Annotated in this window: 15 protein-coding genes; 5 read left to right on the top strand and 10 right to left on the bottom strand. The window is 69.3% G+C overall.

Annotation, left to right across the window (positions count from 1 at the left end; all coding sequences use genetic code 11):
- Nucleotides 1-73: 73 nt before the first annotated feature.
- Nucleotides 74-718, top strand: a complete 645-nt coding sequence (locus tag ACQ86G_RS04860; protein ID WP_431261336.1) for a chalcone isomerase family protein — start codon at nucleotides 74-76, stop codon at nucleotides 716-718.
- A 64-nt stretch (nucleotides 719-782) separates the two neighbouring features.
- Here ACQ86G_RS04860 and gph read toward each other — a convergent pair whose 3' ends face one another.
- The 7 genes from gph to ACQ86G_RS04895 all read right to left on the bottom strand — a co-directional run bounded on the left by gph (nucleotide 783) and on the right by ACQ86G_RS04895 (nucleotide 7,185).
- Nucleotides 783-1,442 carry a phosphoglycolate phosphatase gene (gene gph / locus ACQ86G_RS04865; RefSeq protein ID WP_431259546.1) on the bottom strand — a complete coding sequence of 220 codons (660 nt, stop codon included), beginning with the start codon at nucleotides 1,440-1,442 and terminating at the stop codon, nucleotides 783-785.
- Nucleotides 1,443-1,462: 20 nt separating this feature from the next.
- A complete protein-coding gene (locus tag ACQ86G_RS04870; protein WP_431259547.1) occupies nucleotides 1,463-2,395 on the bottom strand; it encodes a LysR substrate-binding domain-containing protein in 933 nt (310 codons plus the stop codon).
- 141 nt (nucleotides 2,396-2,536) lie between these two features.
- Entirely contained in the window at nucleotides 2,537-3,658 is a 1,122-nt protein-coding gene (locus ACQ86G_RS04875) for a methyl-accepting chemotaxis protein (RefSeq protein WP_431261337.1), read from the bottom strand.
- Nucleotides 3,655-4,053 carry a cache domain-containing protein gene (locus ACQ86G_RS04880; protein ID WP_431259548.1) on the bottom strand — a complete coding sequence of 133 codons (399 nt, stop codon included), beginning with the start codon at nucleotides 4,051-4,053 and terminating at the stop codon, nucleotides 3,655-3,657. The genes ACQ86G_RS04875 and ACQ86G_RS04880 overlap by 4 nt, the downstream gene beginning before the upstream one ends.
- A 108-nt stretch (nucleotides 4,054-4,161) precedes the next feature.
- Nucleotides 4,162-5,583 carry a heavy metal sensor histidine kinase gene (locus ACQ86G_RS04885; protein WP_431259549.1) on the bottom strand — a complete coding sequence of 474 codons (1,422 nt, stop codon included), beginning with the start codon at nucleotides 5,581-5,583 and terminating at the stop codon, nucleotides 4,162-4,164.
- Nucleotides 5,580-6,287 (bottom strand): heavy metal response regulator transcription factor, encoded by a 708-nt coding sequence (locus tag ACQ86G_RS04890; RefSeq protein ID WP_431259550.1) that lies wholly within the window; start codon nucleotides 6,285-6,287, stop codon nucleotides 5,580-5,582. The genes ACQ86G_RS04885 and ACQ86G_RS04890 overlap by 4 nt, the downstream gene beginning before the upstream one ends.
- 76 nt (nucleotides 6,288-6,363) lie before the next feature.
- Nucleotides 6,364-7,185, bottom strand: coding sequence for an alpha/beta fold hydrolase (locus ACQ86G_RS04895; protein ID WP_431259551.1), 822 nt, complete (start codon nucleotides 7,183-7,185; stop codon nucleotides 6,364-6,366).
- Nucleotides 7,186-7,436: 251 nt separating this feature from the next.
- On the opposite strand from ACQ86G_RS04895, the gene ACQ86G_RS04900 reads away from it, so the two are divergent.
- Both ACQ86G_RS04900 and ACQ86G_RS04905 read left to right on the top strand, forming a co-directional pair.
- Nucleotides 7,437-8,564, top strand: coding sequence for a patatin-like phospholipase family protein (locus ACQ86G_RS04900; RefSeq protein ID WP_431259552.1), 1,128 nt, complete (start codon nucleotides 7,437-7,439; stop codon nucleotides 8,562-8,564).
- 37 nt (nucleotides 8,565-8,601) lie between these two features.
- Nucleotides 8,602-9,795: a hypothetical protein gene (locus ACQ86G_RS04905; RefSeq protein ID WP_431259553.1), complete on the top strand. Its 1,194-nt coding sequence runs from the start codon at nucleotides 8,602-8,604 to the stop codon at nucleotides 9,793-9,795.
- Here ACQ86G_RS04905 and ACQ86G_RS04910 read toward each other — a convergent pair.
- The gene (locus ACQ86G_RS04910; RefSeq protein ID WP_431259554.1) at nucleotides 9,773-11,377 is read right to left on the bottom strand and encodes a CHAT domain-containing protein; all 1,605 of its coding nucleotides are present in this window, start codon (nucleotides 11,375-11,377) and stop codon (nucleotides 9,773-9,775) included. The two genes, ACQ86G_RS04905 and ACQ86G_RS04910, sit on opposite strands and share 23 nt — an antisense overlap.
- Entirely contained in the window at nucleotides 11,370-13,901 is a 2,532-nt protein-coding gene (locus ACQ86G_RS04915; protein WP_431259555.1) for a PAS domain-containing protein, read from the bottom strand. Before ACQ86G_RS04915 ends, ACQ86G_RS04910 begins: the two co-directional genes overlap by 8 nt.
- A 399-nt stretch (nucleotides 13,902-14,300) precedes the next feature.
- On the opposite strand from ACQ86G_RS04915, the gene ACQ86G_RS04920 reads away from it, so the two are divergent.
- Together ACQ86G_RS04920 and ACQ86G_RS04925 are read left to right on the top strand one after the other, a co-directional pair.
- Nucleotides 14,301-15,236, top strand: a complete 936-nt coding sequence (locus tag ACQ86G_RS04920) for an endonuclease/exonuclease/phosphatase family protein (RefSeq protein WP_431259556.1) — start codon at nucleotides 14,301-14,303, stop codon at nucleotides 15,234-15,236.
- Nucleotides 15,233-15,643, top strand: coding sequence for a hypothetical protein (locus ACQ86G_RS04925; RefSeq protein WP_431259557.1), 411 nt, complete (start codon nucleotides 15,233-15,235; stop codon nucleotides 15,641-15,643). The genes ACQ86G_RS04920 and ACQ86G_RS04925 overlap by 4 nt, the downstream gene beginning before the upstream one ends.
- Nucleotides 15,644-15,837: 194 nt before the next feature.
- Here ACQ86G_RS04925 and ACQ86G_RS04930 read toward each other — a convergent pair whose 3' ends face one another.
- Nucleotides 15,838-17,994, bottom strand: a complete 2,157-nt coding sequence (locus ACQ86G_RS04930; protein ID WP_431259558.1) for a sigma-54-dependent Fis family transcriptional regulator — start codon at nucleotides 17,992-17,994, stop codon at nucleotides 15,838-15,840.
- Nucleotides 17,995-18,224 lie beyond the last annotated feature (230 nt).

Raw genomic sequence — 18,224 nt, forward strand, 5'->3', positions numbered from 1 at the left:
ATCCTTCCGGAGGGAATGGAGACACATGTCCAAGCGCAATGTCCTGATGACCGCGGGTCTGCTCGCGGCCGCGATGCTGATGCCGATCGCGGCGTCGGCCCAGTCCACGCCTCCGGCGGCGTCTGCGGCCGCCGCTGCGGCCACCACGGCCCCGGTCGAGCTGGCCGGCGTCAAGTACGACGGCACCGCCGAGGTGGCCGGCCAGAAGCTGCAGCTCAATGGCGCGGGGATCCGCTACAAGGCGATCTTCAAGGTCTACACGGCCGGCCTGTACATGAACGCGAAGGCGACGACGCCCGAGGCGGTGCTGGCCAACACCGGCCCGAAGCGCATGCACATCCAGATGCTGCGCGACATCGACGGCGAGGAACTGGGCAAGCTCTTCACCAAGGGCATGGAGCAGAACGCGACGCGCGAGGAATTCGGGCGCTCCATCGTCGGCGTGCTGCGCATGTCGGAGATCTTCGTGCAGAAGAAGAAGCTCAAGACGGGCGAGAGCTTCGGCGTGGACTACATCCCCGGGACGGGCACGGTGGTCTTCGTCAACGGCCAGTTGATCCCCGGCGAGCCCATCAAGGGCGAGGACTTCTTCAACGTGCTGCTGAAGATCTGGCTGGGCAGGTCGCCGGCGGACAGCGACCTGAAGGTCGCGCTGCTGGGCGGCGGCAAGGCGGCGGCAGCGACCAGCAACCGCAACGCGGCGGGCAGCAGCCGCTGAGTCCCCGGGGGCCGGCACCCGCCGATGCGCCGTTCCGCGTGATGCGGACGGCGCATCGTCGTTTTCAGCCGAGCAGTTCGTCGAGCCGGTCGATGTGGCGTTCCGCGGGCACGTCGCGGATCGGCTGCCCGTGGTTGTAGCCGTAGCTGACGAGCGCGATCGGGCAGCCGGCGGCGTGCGCGGCGCGGGCGTCGTTGCTGGAGTCGCCGATCATCCACGTCGTCGCGGGCGCCGAACCGAGCGCTTCGCAGGTCTTGAGCAGCGGCATCGGATCGGGTTTCTTGCGCTCGAAATCGTCTCCGCCGAAGACCCGGTCGAAGTAGCGGTCCAAGCCCTTGCGCTTGAGCAGCTCGCGCGCGAACGCGGCAGGCTTGTTGGTCAGGCAGGCCATCGGCAGGCCGAGCGCCTTCAACGCATCCAAGCCTTCGATCACGCCGGGGAACACGTCGGCGTGCTCGCCGTTGAGCACCTCGTAGTGGCGCTGGTACAGCGCCCACGCCTGCTCGTAGCGGTCCTGAGGCGCACCGACTTCAGTGAGCACGCTGCGGATCAAATGCTCGCTGCCCTGCCCGATCGTGTGCTCGACGAAGTCGCGCTGGACCGCGGGCAAGGCCATGTCGGCCATCACGCGGTTCAGCACCGCGACGAAGTCGCCCAGGGTGTCGACGAGCGTGCCGTCGAGGTCGAGCATGAAGGCGGTGGGAGTCGGAACGAGTGCGGGCATGCCGGCATCCTAGCCGCGGCTCAGGCCTTCTTCGGCGAAGGGATCTCGCCTTGCGCCGCAACCTCCGCGGCGACTTCCGACACCAGCGCCCTGAGCCACCGATGCGCCGGATCGTCCCGGTACCTGACGTGCCACGCGATCTCCACCGGGAAGGTCCCCAGGTCCACCGGCGACGGCAGCACCTTCAAACGCTTGTCCGACGCCAGCTTGCGGCAGATCTGCGCCGGCAGCGTCGCGCAGTAGTCGGTCACCGCGACCACTTCCGGCACCGACAGGAAGTGCGTCACCGACACCGCCACCTCGCGCTTCAGCCCCTGCTTCTCCAGCGCCTGGAACAGGCCCACGCGCAGCCGGCCCGGCGGCAGCATGTTCACGTGCTTGAGCTGCTCGTACTGCTTGCGCGTCATCTTGCGGTCCACCGTCGGATGCCCGCGCCGCACGATGCAGGCGAGGCCGTCGTCCATCACGTGCTGCACCACGAGGTTGTCCGGCGGATCGACTACCCGTCCCAGCACCATCGCCGTCGAGCCTGAGATCACGCCCGTCTCCGCCAGGTCGGTGCCGAACGGCGTCAGCCGCACCGCCATGTTCGGCGCCTGCTCCCGCAGCCGTGCGACGATCGTCGGCACCAGCACCAGCTCGACGTAGCTGTTCGGCGCCAGCGTCACCAGCTGCGTCGACTTCGACGGATCGAAGTCCTGCTGCCCGAGGATCGCCCCATCCAGGCTTGCCAGCGCGGCGGCGATGATCGGCGCCAGCTCCTCCGCCTTCTGCGTCGGCTGCATGCCGTAGCGCTCACGGATGAAGAGCGGATCCATCAGTATCGCCCGCAATCGCGTCAGCGCGTTGGAGAGCGCCGGCTGCGTGATGCCCAGCCGCTGCGCCGCGCGGGTCACGCTGCGCTCCTCCATCACCGCCAGGAAGACCGGCAGCAGGTTCAGGTCGTATCGCATCCAGCCATGTTGCCCGACGAATATCTGTTGTTCAACGGATAAAACGGATGAATGCCCGCGCCGCTCCAAAAACGACAAGAGCCTGGCGATCCATCGATCCCAGGCCCTTGTCACGGAAGCGTCGCCGCAGCGACGCTGCGTTCAGGAGAACACGCCGACGGCCGTCACCAGCACCCGCGACTGCTGCTCCAGCGATTCCGCCGCGGCGGACGCCTGCTCCACCAGCGCGGCGTTCTGCTGCGTCGCCTGGTCCATCTGCGCGATGGCCTGGTTGATCTGCTCGATGCCAGCCGTCTGCTCCTGGCTGGCGCTGGAGATCTCGCCGACGATGTCGGTGACCCGCTTCACGCTGCCGACGATCTGCGACATGGTCGCGCCCGCCTGGCCCACCAGCGCGCCGCCGGCCTCGACCTTCTGCACCGAGTCGCCGATCAGCGCCTTGATCTCCTTGGCCGCCGTCGCGCTGCGCTGCGCCAGCGTGCGCACTTCCGAGGCCACCACCGCGAAGCCGCGACCCTGCTCGCCGGCACGGGCCGCTTCGACGGCCGCGTTCAGCGCGAGGATGTTGGTCTGGAACGCGATCCCGTCGATCGTGCCGATGATGTCGACGATCTTGTTGGACGAGCTGCTGATCGACGCCATCGTCGCCACCACCTCGTCGACGACCTTGCCGCCCTGCACCGCGATCTCGGACGCGGACATCGCCAGCTGGTTGGCCTGGCGCGCGTTGTCGGCGCTCTGCTTGACCGTGGCGGTCAGCTCTTCCATCGAGGCGGCCGTCTCCTCCAGCGCGCTGGCCTGCGATTCGGTGCGCGACGACAGGTCTCGGTTGCCGGCGGCGATCTCGCCGGCGGCCGTCGCGATCGTGTCGGTGGAGCCGCGGATCTGGCCCACGGTCGTCGACAGGCTGCGCTGCATCCGGTCCATCGCGGAGAGCAGGCTGTCGGCATGCGCGCCGCGCAGGTCGACCGCCACGTTCAGGTCGCCGCCGCCGATGCGATGGACGATGTCCGAGGCATAGGCCGGTTCTCCGCCCAGCTGCCGGTAGATGCTGCCGGCCAGGCGCCAGCCCAGCACGCCGACCACCGCCATCAGCGCCAGGCCGATGGACAGCAGCACCACGGCGCTGCGCCAGAAGGCGTTGTCGATGTCGTCGATGTAGTCGCCGAAGCCGATGATCCAGTCCCAGGGCTCGAAGCGGACCACCGCATAGAGCTTCTCGACCTCGTCCTTCGTGTTCGGACGCGTGCCCAGCGCGATCACGGTGCCGACCTTCTTGCCTTCGAGCGCGGTGCGATAGCGCACACCGGCCTCCTTGCCCCCTTGGCGTCGACGATGCCGACGCGCTTCGGGTTCGGATGCACGAGGTTGACGTCGTCGCTGTAGCCGCGGACGAAGAAGTAGAGCTCGTCCTTGCGGAAGCTGCCGATGATCAGCTTGCCCTGCTTCTGCGCTTCCTCGCGGGTGATCTTGCCCGCCGCCTCCTGCTCGTGCAGCTTCTCCAGCGCCGACTGCGCCAGCACGACCAGGGTCGACAGCTGCGCGGTGCGCTCCTTCATCATCGTCTGGCGCAGGGTCGTCAGCGACACCGCGGCCAGGACCACCATGCCGGTCAGCGCGGCAAGACACAGGAAGAGGATTCGGGTTCGGAGTTTCATCGGGGGCGTGTGGAAGGCTGGCGGGCCGCGCACGGCGGGCAGGATGGCCCGGATGGGCCAATCCGGGTTTATCGGCCAGTTCCCCCTCGGGATGAACCCTGAAACGCGCTAACGCACAGCGTTATCCGTCACAACCGCACGCATCGGGGTCCGGAGCGTGAAACCGATTTCGGTCCTGCCACCCGCCGAGTCGACGAAGGTCTCGCCCCCATGCATGCGCGCGACCGCGCGCACGATGGCCAGTCCGAGGCCGAAACGGTCCCCCGCCTTGGAACGCGACGACTCGCCGCGCCAGAAGCGGTCGAACATGCGCCGGCGGATGTCCTCCGGGATCGGATCGCCGGGGTTGACCACGACGATCCGTGCGCCATCGCCGACACCGTCGGCATCCGCCATCCGCTCGATGCGCACCGTCAACGTCGCTTCCTCGGGCGCATGCCGCGACGCATTGGTCAGCAGATTCACCAATGCGCGGCGCAGCAGCGCGCGGTTGACGGGCAGCCGGTGCTCGCCCTCGACCGAGAGCCGCTGGTGCTTCTCCTCTAGCAGGACCTCGACGAACTCGCCCACGCCCAAGGCCTCGTCGCGCAGCGACAGCTCGATGAGGTCCGCCGCCGCGTCGCCCTGGTCGGCGCGCGCGAGGAACAGCATGTCGTTGATCATCGACGCCATGCCGCGCAATTCCTCCAGGTGGGACTCCAGCACGTCACGCATCTCGGCCTCCGGCCGGTCGCGCGACAGCACCACCTCCGCGCCGTTGATCATGATCGCCAGCGGCGTGCGCAGCTCATGCGCCACGTTCGCGTTGAAGCCTTCGAGCTGGTGCCACGCCTCCTCCATCCGCGACAGCACCTCGTTGAAGCGCTGCGCAAGCGGCATCAGCTCGGCGCTGTCCTCGGGCAGCGTGAGCCGGCGCGACAGCGCGCCGGGCTGGATCACCTCGGCCTCACGCGACAGCGCCGACAGCGCGCGCAGTCCACGACGCGTCGCCAGCCAGGCCAGCGCGATCGTGCACAGCACACCGGCCACGCCGACCATCACCCCGGCGTCGTCATAGGTCGAGAGCATCCGCTGACGCGGCCGGGGATCCATGCCGATCAGCACCTGCGCATCCGGGAACACCGCATGGTCCGCCAGGAGGAAATGCGCGCCGCGCAGCTCGACGCCGTCCTTCCGACGCAGCCAGACCTTGTCGCCGTCGCGCTGCACCGACGGCGGCATCGGCTCCGCGCCGTACAGCAGCGTGCCGTCGCGCCCGACCAGCCACACGTTCCAGCGGAAACGTCCGCCGACACTCGTCGCCGAGAGATGACGGCGCAGCATCGGAAGGTCGTCCATCGAGCGCGCCTCGGCGATGAAGTGCTTCACCACCTCCGTCTTGCCGAGCAGGTCGGCGCGCTCATCGGCGATCAACACCTGCTCCAGCGCCTTGTGCAGCAGGAAGCCCGCGGCGGAGAACACGACCACCGCCACCAACGCCAGCATCAGCACCAGCCTCGCGGAGATCGATCCCAGCCGGCCCGCGCTCATGACGACGGCGCCTCCAGCACGTAACCCATGCCGCGCACGGTGCGCAGCATCTTGGTCTCGAACGGGTCGTCGACCTTCGCGCGCAGCCGCCGCACCGCGACGTCGACGACGTTGGTGTCGCTGTCGAAGTTCATGTCCCAGACCTGCTCGGCGAGCACGGTGCGCGACAGCACTTCGCCGCGACGGCGCATCAGCAGCGCGAGCAGCTGGAACTCCTTGTTGGTGAGCGCTATCGACTGCCCGCCGCGGAACGCCTTCCGCCGCGCGAGGTCGAGCTGCAGGTCGCCGAGCGTCAGCATCGTTTCCGAGGCGCCGCCGGATCCGGCGCCCGCTCCTGATCCCGACCGCACGCCGCGGCGTCGCAGCGCGGTCAAGCGCGCGAGCAGTTCCGAGAACGCGAAGGGCTTGACGAGGTAATCGTCCGCGCCCTCCTGAAGCCCGTGCACGCGGTCCTCGACGCCGTCGCGCGCCGTCAGCATCAGCACGGCGACGTCCTTCTCGGCCTTGATCGCCTTCAGCACGCTGAAGCCGTCGATCCCCGGCAGCATCACGTCGAGCACAATCAGGTCGTACTCGCCGTTCAGCGCCAGATGGCGGCCGTCGATGCCGTCGGCGGCCACGTCGACGACGTAGCCGTTCTCCGTCAGCCCCTTGCGGAGGTAGCCGGCGAGCTTCGGTTCATCTTCGACGACGAGGACACGCATCCCTGCTCCTTGGGCGCCGCCGGGCCCACGGTCCCGCGGCGGCGCAGACATCACGTGGCGGATTATCGGCAGCAACTCAGCGCTGGCCCTGCGCGGCCCTGACGATCAGGTCGGCGACCGCCTGCGGCTGCGACAGCAGCGAGACGTGGCTGGCGTTCAGCTCGACCGTGGCGGCGCCCATGCGCTGCGCCAGGAAGCGCTGCAGCTCGGGGTTGATGGTGCGGTCCTGCGTCGAGACGGCGTACCAGCTCGGCTTCACGCGCCACGCGGCGGCCGTCGTCTTGCCGCTGGCCACGGCGCGGGCGAAAGGCTGCTGCACGGCGAAGTAGGTCAGCGCCTCGGCAGGGGACAGGTCGCCGGCGAAGTCCTTCAGGAAGGCCTCCTGCGACAGGCTGCCCCAGTCGCCATTCCACTTCAGGCCGGCGGCGGCGGGCGCGGTCGGGAACTTGCGGGTCAGCGCGGGGTAGTCCTCGCCGGCGTCGGGTGCACGGGCCGCGATGTAGACCAGGCCGCTGACCTTGGGATCGGTGCCGGCCTCGGAGATCACCATGCCGGCGTAGGAGTGACCGACCAGCAGCGTCGGGCCGTCCTGCTGCGCCAGCGCGCGCTTCACGGCGTCGGCGTCGTCCTGCAGGCTGGTCAGCGGGTTCTGCACCGAGGTCACGTGCAGGCCCTTGGCCTGCAGCAGCGGGATCACCTTGCCCCAGCTGGAGCCGTCGGCGTACAGGCCGTGCACCAGCACGACGTTGTGGACGGCGACCGGCGCGGACTTGGCCGACGCGGCGGTCGACTGCGGGGCGGACGGCGCGGCATCGGTCGCGGCGTGCGCGATGCCGAAGGAGGCCGTGGCGACGAAGGCGGTGGCCATCAGCTGGCCGAGGAAGGTCTTGCGGTTCATGAGGCTCTTTCGCGTGGATCGGGCGCCGCCGTCGGCGTCCTGGAGAAGTGGGGAGATTCGCAGCAGCCCTGTGCCGACTGCCTGGCATGCACTGTAGGAATCGGGCGCCCACGCGAAACGCACGGCCACATTACAAGTTTGAAATCTTCGCGAGGCGTCCCCTTCATTTCCTCAGTCATCCCCAACTTGACAGATTGCGGCACGTGCCCGCCGAGCCTAGGCTGAGCGCTCCACACTGCGGGGGACCCGCCATGCCCTTCGACCAGAACGCGCGCAGCAGCGGCATCGCGCTGGCACTCTCGGGCGGCGGCTTCCGCGCCGTGCTGTTCCACGTCGGCGTGCTGTGGCGGCTCAACGAACTCGGCGCGCTGGGCAAGCTCGCCCGGATCTCCAGCGTGTCCGGCGGCTCGATCACCTCGGGGCTGCTGGCCGTGCGCTGGCCGCGGCTGGCCTTCGGCGCGGACGGTCACTCCGCGCTGTTCGAGGCCGAGGTCGCCGCACCGCTGCGCGAGTTCTGCGCGCGCAACATCGACGTCGCCTCGGTGCTGTCGGGCGCGTTCAATCCCTTCCGATCCGCCGGCGAGGCCGTCGCCGACGAATACCGCAAGCGCCTGGGTCTCGACGCCTCGCTGCAGTCGCTGCCGGACGAGCCGCGCTTCGTGTTCAACGCGACCAACTACGCGACCGGCGTCAGCTTCCGCTTCTCCAAGCCCTACGCCGGCGACTACCGCATCGGCCTGATCCCGAAGCCGCGCTTCGACGTGGCGACGGCGGTCGCCTGCTCCAGCGCATTCCCGCCGGTGCTCGCGCCGATCGAGCTGGACGTCCGGCCCGAGGACTTCACCAAGGTCGACGGCGCCGACCTCCACGATCAGGTCGACTACCGCCGCCGCCTGATGCTGGCCGACGGCGGCGTCTACGACAACCTGGGGCTGGAGACGGTCTGGGGCCGCTACGAGACGGTGCTCGTCAGCGACGCCGGCAAGCCCTTCGACATCGACGCGGGCATCGGCACGATGGCGCCGCGCCAGTTGATGCGCACGATGGACATCGGCCTGAACCAGGCGCTGGCGCTGCGCAAGCGCATGCTGATCTCCGCCTACGCGCGCGGCGACGCGAAGGGCGCGTTCTGGGCCATCGATACCGACATGGCCGACTACCCGGCGACCGAAGAACCGACACTGCCCGTCGCCCCGGCGCGCGTCGCGGACCTGGCGGCGATCCGCACGCGGCTCGATCGCTTCAAGGAGCAGGAGCAATGCGAGCTCATCAACTGGGGCTACGCCGTCAGCGATGCCGCGGTGCGCTCGCGCGCGCCGCACGTGGCGACGCGGCACCAGTCGCCCGCATGGCCCTATCCGAAGCACGCGCTGAACTGAAGCCGCTCAACGGACATCGCTCCCGAAACGCCCTGCGATGCCCGACATCTTCCGCATCGAACTGCTGCCGGCCCGCCACGGCGATTGCCTCCTGCTCGAGTACGGCGACGCCGCCCGCCCGCATCGAGTCCTGATCGACGGCGGCCCGATCGGCGCCTACGGCGCCTTGTCGCGACGGCTGGCCGCGCTGCCCGCCGACCAGCGCGAACTGGAGCTGCTCGTCATCACGCATGTCGACGGCGATCACATCGAGGGCTGCCTCAAGCTGCTGAACCACCGCGAGCTGGCGACCTTCCGCGACATCTGGTTCAACGGCTGGCCGCACATCGCGCAGCCGCTGAAGGAGCCGCCACCGCCCCGGCCCGGCACGAACAGCGCGACCGGAGCGGCCGGCGCATCAGGTGGTCCGGGCCCGGACGTGAACGCCCAACGCAGCGCGTTGCAGGGCTCGATGATCAGCGTCCGCATCGAGGACCGGCAGTGGAACGCGGCCTTCCAGGGCGCGCCGATCTTCGTGCCGGCGATCGGCCCGCTGCCGGTGCGCGAGCTGCCCGGCGGACTGCGCCTGACGCTGCTGTCGCCGACGCTGGAGAAACTCGAGAAGCTGCGCGCCGCGTGGGATCGCGCGCTGGAACGCGCCGAACTGGATGCCACCGATGAAGCCACCCTCGGCGCCCGCCTCGAAGGCCGCGCCGCGTTCCGTTCCGGCGGACTGCGCCGGCGACCGAGGCCCGAGGAGATGCTCTCCTCGACCGCGCTGGCGCTCGGACCGATCGACAACGCGGTGGCCAACGGCTCCAGCATCGCCGTGATCGCGGAATACCAAGGCCGCCGCATCGCATTGCTCGGCGATGCGCATGCGCCGACGCTGACCGCCGCGCTGCGACGCCTCGCGGGCGCGGCGGGCGAGCCGCGCCTGCGGCTCGACGCGGTGAAGATGGCCCACCACGGTTCCGCCGCCAACCTGAGCGAGGACTTCCTGAGCCGGATCGACTGCGCGACCTGGCTGGTCTCGACCGACGGCAGCATCTTCAACCACCCCGACGACGAGGCGATCCACACCGTCGTGCGCCACGTGCCGGGCGCGCGGCTGCTCTTCAACTACCGCTCGGCGCGCACGGCGCCGTGGGACGACCCGGCCCTGCGCGCCGCGCACGGTCATCAGGCCTTCTATCCGACCGACGCCGCGGCGGGTCTTTCGCTCGACCTCATGACGGGACGCCCGACGTGACCAGCATCGCCGAGGCCCAGGCGTTGTCCAGGCCTTCGTAGCGCCGGTAGAGGCGCCGCCGCGCGTGACCGAAGGCGGCATCCAGCGAGCGGCTGCGCTGCAGCATCCGGTAGAAGAGCAGCGCCTGCACCGCCGCCGTCCGGTCGTTCACCCGGCAGCGATAACCGAGCACGGCATGGATGCCAGCCTCGGCGGCCAGCGTCGCGAAGCCGGAGTTGCCGCTCTCGCAGCTGCTCAGGTAGACGAAGCGCGTGTCGCGCAGATAACTGAGGATGTCGCCGAAGTCGACGCACTGCGGCTCCTCCTTCGGCCCGACGAACAGGAAGCCCGTGCCACCCAGCTGCCGCGCGCCGGCCGGCTGGAAGCAGGTGTGGCCGGCGAAGTGGATCAGGTCCCAGCCGCCGTCGCCCAGCGCCGCCACGAGGCTTTCCCGGCTGAGCGGTCCGTCGAGGCCGATGACGGTGACGTTGCGCTCGTGGAAGAGCGGCTGGCCGCTGCGCGGATCGGGCCGCGTCAGCAGCTTCTTCACGCGCGAGCATTCGCGCCGCACCGCGGTGAGCGGCGCCAGCTGCAGCGCACCGCCCTTGAGCTGGTCGTCGTAGGCGGTGCCATGCGTGTCGGCGCAGATCAGCAGCGCGCGACGGGCCGCCACCGGGCCGGCGAACAGGCTGCTCTGGCTCTCCTTGGATGCGGCGAGCCGTCGCGACATCGAGGCCGCCTTCGCCAGCCACGGCACTTCCTGTGAGGGTTCGAACATCGCCTCGAGCAGCAGCGGATAGCAGTCCTCCGACACCTCGAAGGTGATGCGGTCCGTCACGTCCTTGCCGGCGTCGCCGAGCTGCTGGAAGGCCTTGAGCCGCGCGTTCTCGCGCTGCAGGCGGAAGCTCTCCTGGTCCTCGCAGAGCGCGATGCGGATGCTCTTGCCGATGCGCGAGAACTCCTTGTACCAGTCGGGCTCGTGCATGTACTGCGCCTGCCAGTCGAGCCGCGCCGACTTGCTCACCGTCAGGGGCCCCGCGCCCTGGAACTGGAAGTCGATGCCGTGCATCTCGAAGCGCCAGTTGTCCGCGATCGCGGAGACGCGGATGTCGAGGCAGGGATTCGGCGCCGCGACGCGGGCCCGGCCGCCGCGCACCGCAAGCGCGCCGTTCCCGGCGCCGCCCGCGCCGCCGCCCACGTCGGCACCGTCCGCGCCGGGCGACTCCAGTCCGAGCAGCTCCAGCGCGAAGCTGCCCGCCGACGCCGGATCCGCATGCAGCGTCACCCGGAGCCGGATGCAGGCCATGTTCAGCTCGGTGGTCATCGCGGGCGCCAGCAGCATCATCGGCGTGGGGCCGAGCACGCGGACCTCGCGACAGAACGCCAGCCCACCGTCCTCGGCGACGACCGCGCCCGCGTCGTCGGCGAGTTGACTGCCCACGATGATGTAGTCGAAGGGCTGGGCGGTCAGCAGCTCCAGCCCGGTCTCGCGGTTGGTCTCTTCCTGGATCGTGTGGCGGCCGAGCTGCCGCAGCTGCTTCTTGATCTGCGGTCCGAGGCTGCCCTGCTGCTGCGGGCTGAGCACGAGGAGGATGTCAGCCATGGGCCCTCCGGCGCGGGAAGCTCAGCACGAATTCGGTATCGCCGTCCGGCAGCACGCCCGCCTTGAGCGCGCCGCCCTGGTTCTTCATCAGTTTGCCGAGCAGCGGATTGGCCAGTCGCAGGTCCGCCTGGGCGGCCTCCGGCGCGGAGAAGCGCTCGCCGTGCCGGCGCGCCGGCGGCAGCCGGCCGCGCAGGCGCAGGAAGACCAGTTCGTCGTCCGGCACCAGCGTGAGCCGCACCATCGCCGTCTCCGGGGCCGCGCGCAGCAGGACGGACAGCAGGCTCTCCACGACGATGTGCATCTGCATGTGGTCGGCCTCCACCTCGACCTTGCGCGCTGCCGTCTCGAACACGACCTTGCGACGCTCCGACGCCGCCAGGCTGGCCAGCAGTGCGTCGATCTCGCAATCGATCCGGATCGTGCTCGCGACGCGCGAGGCGACCCGCGCCTCGCGGTTGTACATGGCGAGCCGCGTGAACGCGTGCTTCACGCGGCCCAGTTGCCGGAGCACCGTCTGCAGCTCCCGGCCGCGCGCCTGCTCGCGGGCCGTCTCGGAGGCGAACGCGGCTTCGAGCTGATCCTCCAGGCACGACATCGCCATGCCCAGCGGCGCCTGCGTCTCGACGGCGAGTTCGTAGGCGGTCTCCTCGAGGAACTCCAGCTGCACCGAGCGACGGATCGGCCGCAGGTCGCGTGCGATGAAGACATGGCCCCCGAGCTTGCCGGGGAAGTCGCGCCGCGTGATGAAGACCGGAAGCCCGCCCGCGTCGGCGCCGGACGACGCCGCATCGGACGCGGCGTTGAATCCCCCGCTGGACAGGACGCCGTACGCGGCATCCGGCGCCTCATCGATGGCGGCGCTCCGGCGGCACACCCGCATCTCGCCGATGCGATCGCCCGCCTCGGTGCCGTCGAGCAGCGCCGCCAGCGGCTCCGGGTTCTGGAACAGCGCCAGCAGGCTGCGCCCTTCCAGCGCCTTGCGCGTCACGCCGAACAGCGCCTCCGCCGCCGGATTGACGCGGCGGATCCGCAGCTTCGCGTCGGTCGCGATGATCGGGTCGGAGACGTTGTTGACGCACTCCGTCATCAGCGTGAGGTCGCTGATGCGCTCCATCGCGCCGGCCACCTCGTGCGCGATGTCGGCGAGCTGCCGCACATGCTCCCGCGAGAACGCGTTCACCCGCGGATCGTCCACATTGACGATGAAGCGCACCCGCTCGCCCTCCGAGAACAGGATGGGGACCGCCAGCTCCGAGCGGATGGGCTCACCGTCCGGCGTCGGGAGGTACTCGGCGTCCCTCGTCACATCGGGGATCTTCTGCGGCGCCATGGTCCGCACGACCCGGCCGAGGATCCCTTGCCCGATGCCTTGCGAGTAGTCGCCCCACGAGACGCCGGTGTCCACGGCCAGGCCGTCGTCGCCGCGCCGGGCCGAAGCGACGCGCACGATCGCATCCCGTGCGCTGTCGATCCGGAACAGCGACACGTGCTGCCAGCCGAAGATCTCGACCAGCGCATCGGACAGGCACCGGCACGCGCCCTGGATGTCGACGCAGCGGTTGAGCTCGCGGAACATCCGCAGCTGCCGGCGGTCGCGCTCGCGATCCGCGTGGTCCAGGCTGCACAGCACCGCCTCGATCAGCGGCAGCTGGTTGAACAGGGCCAGGTGCTGCTCGTCGTAGGCGCCACGCTCGCGGCTGAGCAGCGTCATGATCGCGACGGTCCGCTCGTCCCCGCCCTCGCCGCGCGTGATGCGCCGCCACATGCTGGACTTGAGGTCCATCGCGTGCATCTGCCGGCTCATCGGCTCGTCGGCCATGTCGGACCACGGCGGCTCGCTCATCACCGTCTCGAAGTCGTGGACGCCGCCGCACTGGCTCTCCATGAACGCACGCTGCGCGGCGTTCAGCTCGTACCAGGCCGTCGGCACGTCCTGCCGGAAGGGCGGATGGTTGAAGACGATCTCCGACTCCCAGGCGCTGTCGTCCTCGACGACGCGCGACACCAGCATCAGGTCGAAGGGCAGCTCACGGCGCAGCGCCTCGGCCACCAGCGGCAGCAGGTCGGCGCGACCGGCGTGGCTCAGCGTGAGCGCCCGCACCTGGTCGGTCAGCACCTGGTGCTGCAGGCTGCGGAAGAAACCCAGCGATCCCACGACGGTGCCCTGGTCGTCCATCAGGGGCAGGCCGGTGACCTCGACGGCCACCTGCCGCTCCGGGTCGTCCTGGCAGGTCAGCGTGACGCGGTAGGCGCCGAGTTCGCGGTTGCGGCGTCCGCGCGTCTCCTCGTCGAGCACGCGGCCGGCCTCGCCGGCGAAGAGCCGGTCCAGGCGCAGCTGGTCGACCCGCGCCACGCCGCTCATCGTCAGCGCGGCCGCATTGGCGTAGAGCACGTTGTTCTGGAGGTCCCGCTGGATCACCGCGATCCGCGAGTCGTCGAAGACCGCCCGCTTCATCTGTCCCAGCATCGCGGCGGCCGCCGCCGAGGTGGGTCGCTGCGCGGAGTCTTGTCCGGAGTCATCCATGAGGCCGCCTCCTGGCCATCCCTGGCCATCAATCCCTTGCCGACATCCCTTGCCAACGGCACGAAGGCTACGCCGATCGGCCGGTCGGCGCGCCTGACAACATAGGGGTCCGAGGGCCCGGAGGGGCCGATTTCATCGATCGTTCCCCCGGATTTCTGTCGTGCGCGGCGATCGATCGCGGCGTTGAGATCGTCCACCGCAGGTATCGGTGGGTGCGCTAGTGCATGAGCGGCATCGGCGCTTGAAAGTCCACCAGTTCGAGCGCGCGCCGATGCTGGCTTTGCGACTTCCGCCCCCGTAGAGTGACTGCCCTCCCCGCGAAATCCCGCAGTGGAGCAGGCGCCGGCAGCCAGGGCCCGGCGATGTCGGACACCGCTTTGCCAGGACGTTCTTCAGCTCATGAATCCCGACCCCATTCCGCCCGAAATGGGCCTCCGCATCGTGTGGTGGAACACCAAACTCTCTCCAGCGGGAGTGACCTCCAAGACCAGCAACGAGATCATCTCAGCGGCGGCTGAAGTGCTGCTTCGGCTGATGGATGTCGTCAGGGCGGACATCATCGTCCTGGGCGAGATGTCGGATGAGAGCATTGCCGCCTTGCGAGACAAGTGCCCGAAAGGCGTCGCCCGCTACACATGGCTCCCCGCCTGCCATCGGGCGGGCAAGAGCCGCTTTTCGTTCTGCGTCCTGAGTCGCAAGGACTACGTTCATGTGCAGTTCCAGGATTCCATCCTGCTCGAAGACGGGAAGTCGGTGACCAAGGTGGGGCTGTGTTTCGAGGTCCGCCTGTGGGACAACAGCCAGTGGATCCAACTCATCGTCTCTCACTGGCCCAGCCGCCTCCATCTGGATCGCCAGGACAGCGGACGAACCCACATCGCGGCTTTCCTCCGCCACTGGATCGAGGACCACATCTTCCGAGGCGATCCGCAACCCAACATCGTGCTCGTGGGCGACTTCAACGACGAGCCCTTCGATGAAGGCTTGGAGCGTTATCTACGCGCCACAAGGGATCACGACAAGATCCAGCGCAATCCGAAGCTCTTCTACAACCCGTTCTGGCGACACCTGAGCTCGTTCGAACATCGGCTGCGCGAGCGCCACGCTGCAGACCCGGGCACCTACTTCCATCGTCGTGGCCGGGACACCAGGTGGAGGACCTTCGATCAATTGATCGTCTCTTCCGCGGTGCTCTTCGGCAAGTCCGGCTGGCGCCTTGACGAAGCGTCCACCCGCGTCGTCTCCGAATCGGAGGCCGGCATTGAGATCCGCTCGATGCAACGCACCTTCGATCACCTTCCCATCATTGGACACATTGAAAGGCAGTACCCATGATCGACTTCGACAGGCACATCCGATCCGGTATCGACAATGCCACCACAGCCGATGGAGAGCGCGCGGAGATCGAGCGCATCCTGGGCGAGCTGGACAATGCCATCCGTCGTTGCACGTCCGGCAAGGGCAAGCTGTTCGTCGGCAAGTTCCACAATGCCGACGAAGATGAGGCGATGCGCCTTGCAAGCGTTCCGCTCCGTCTCGTCATCCAGAGCACAGAGGACGAACGCGAGGGACGAGTCATCGCGGGTTGGGAGCCCGGCTCGAACGGTGGATATGCCGCGCACTTGGTCTACGAGTTCCAAAGTCTTTATTGCGGGGATGGCGACGAGTTGCTGGAGGAGTTGGCCAACCTGCTAGAAACAGCTCGCGTGGGCCGCGCGATCCAATACTTTGCCAACCGGTGACCCCAAAAGACGAAGGCGGACATCCTTTCGAATGTCCGCCTTACCCATTGACGTCCGGCTTGCGCCTCTGCGTATCCACCACCAAAACCCTGGACCGCATGAACGAAAGAATACGGACCCCCTCTGGATCCAGAAAGGCGGGTTCTCCCCATCGCGACTTCGGCGGATCGCTGATGTGCGCGTGAGGGATTGCCCTACGCGTCGGGCTGCGCGTCGGGCGATGCGTCAGTCGTCTTGAGCAGGCGGTACAGCGTGTTGCGACCGATGCCCAGTCGCCGGGCCGCGGCGGAGTGGTTGCCCTCGCACGCCTCCAGGATGCTGCGCGCATGCGCCCGGGACTGGTCGCGCAGCATCGTCGGCGCGGTGTCCGTCGAGGCCGCCTTCTGCGCCGGAGTCCGCTGACGAGTGGCCGCCGGTGCGTGCGCCGGAACGAGCACCGGGATCGACATGGGCTCGTCCAGGCGCTGGTCCTGGTCCAGCTCCTCCACGAGATCGTCCGGCAGATGCCCGCGCCGGATCATCGACTCGCCGGGCTCCATCAACGCGCAGGCGATGCGCAGCGCCTGCTCCAGCTGACGCACGTTGCCGGGCCAGCGGTAGGCGCTCAGCTCCCTCGCCAGCGTCGGATCGAGCACCACGCGCCGGGTCGGTTCCAACGCCGCCAGCAGGCGCGCCACCAGCACGGGCAAGTCCTGGCGCTCGCGCAGCGGCGGCAGGCACAGCGTCAGTCCGTTGAGCCGGTAGTACAGATCCTCGCGGAACAGCCCCTGCGCGACCAGCGGTCGCAGCGGACGGTGGCTCGCGCCGATCAGCTGGAAATCGACGGGCACCGTCGGTCCACCGCCCAGAGGCTGCACCAGGCGGTCCTGCAGCACCCTCAGCAGCCTCGCCTGCAGCGCCAGCGGCATGTCGCCGATCTCGTCGAGGAACAAGGTCCCGCCGTGCGCCTCGCGCAGCCGCCCTTGCGCGCCCTCGCGCGACGCCCCGGTGAACGCACCGGGCCGGTAACCGAAGAGCTCCGCCTCGATCAGCGTCTCCGGCAGCGCGGCGCAGTTCACCGCCACGTAGGGACGATCACGACGCGATCCGCTGTCGTGCACCGCGCGCGCGAACAGGTCCTTGCCGACCCCCGACTCGCCCTGCAGCAGCAGCGGAATCGGCTTGTCCAGAACGCGACGCGCACGCAGCACCGCCTGATGCATCGCGGCGTCGCCGAGGTCCAGCGCCCCCAGGGCGTCGTCCGCCGCCAAGTCTCGCGGGGCGTGCTCCCGATCCAGGTGCCGCTCCGCGCGCTCATCGCGCTCGGCGAGCGTCGACACCGGCGAGACGATTTCCGCATCGGTGATCGCCGGGATCACGCTCGTGCTGGAGCCCGTGCTTGCCCCCGAGTCTGCGCCGGGCAAGGCCGGACGTCGCCAACCGCGCGGCGCATCGAGCCTCAGCCACAGCGGTGGCGCATCCTCCCGATGCAGCAGCCGAGCGCCTTCGCCGCCCTGTCGCGCCCAGTCCATCAGCTCGGCCCACCGCACCGGCAGCACCGACTCCAACGGACTCGGCCGCGCCGCGTCCGTCCCGAGCCACGCCTGCGCCGCCGCGTTGCAGCCGAGGATCCAGCCGTCCTCGCTCAGCGCGAGCAAGCCCTCGGTCGGCGTGCCCAGTCCTTCCGACTGGACGTGGACCTGCAGCCGAAGCCCGTCCGCGTGTCGTGTCTGGAACAGGCGGTGCTCCACCATCCGCGCCGCCGAGCGCACCAACGCCAGCGTGTGCCGCTGGAATCCGCGCTGCTCGCCGGAGATGTCCAGCACGCCCAGCACCCGTCCTTGCGGATCGCGGATCGGCGCCGCCGTGCAGCTGAGGAAAGCGTTGCGCTCCAGGAAGTGCTCGCCGCCGAGCACCGCCACCGGCCGCTGCTCCGCGAGCGCCGTGCCGATCGCGTTGGTGCCCCGCCAGCGCTCGTCCCAGATCGCGCCGGGCCGCAGCGCCACGCGTTGCGCGCGGTCGACGAAACGCCCGTCGCCGAGCGCGCCCAGCAACAGTCCCTGCGCGTCGGCCAGGATCACGAGGCCGTCGCCATCGCCGGTCTGCTCGAAGAGGTCCTCCATCACCGGCCGCGCATGGGCGACCAGCTCATGCTGGCGCTCCAGCGCGCGTCGCAGCTGCGCGCCGGACGCATGCGGCGCGCCGGGCGGTCGCCCCACCGGACTCAAGCCGAAATCGCGGCTGCGCAGCCAGCTGCGGCTCAGCCCTTCGTCCAGTGCCTCGACGCTGAGCCGGCCCGTGTCCAGCAGCTCGCGCCGCGCTGCGCGCAGCAGTCGCGGCGCCACTGCGGCGCCGCTCGGGGTTTTCACCATGCCGTTGTCTCCTTGGACGCTTCGCTCGCGCTCATCGGGTCGCACCCGCCGGTTTGAACCGGTCTTGACGCTCAGGGAGGCTCCGGTGTTCCATTCCGGAACACCTGTGCCGCCGATGCCGTGCCTGCGCCACCTTGGACCGATCCTGACCAGATTGGACCGCGATGGGAAGAGGCTTTCCGCCCGGCAAGCAGGGTCTTGCGCGCGAAGCCGGCGCTGGCACGGCCCAT

It is taken from the genome of Roseateles chitinivorans (genome assembly GCF_050632145.1).
Taxonomy (GTDB): domain Bacteria; phylum Pseudomonadota; class Gammaproteobacteria; order Burkholderiales; family Burkholderiaceae_C; genus Roseateles; species Roseateles chitinivorans_B.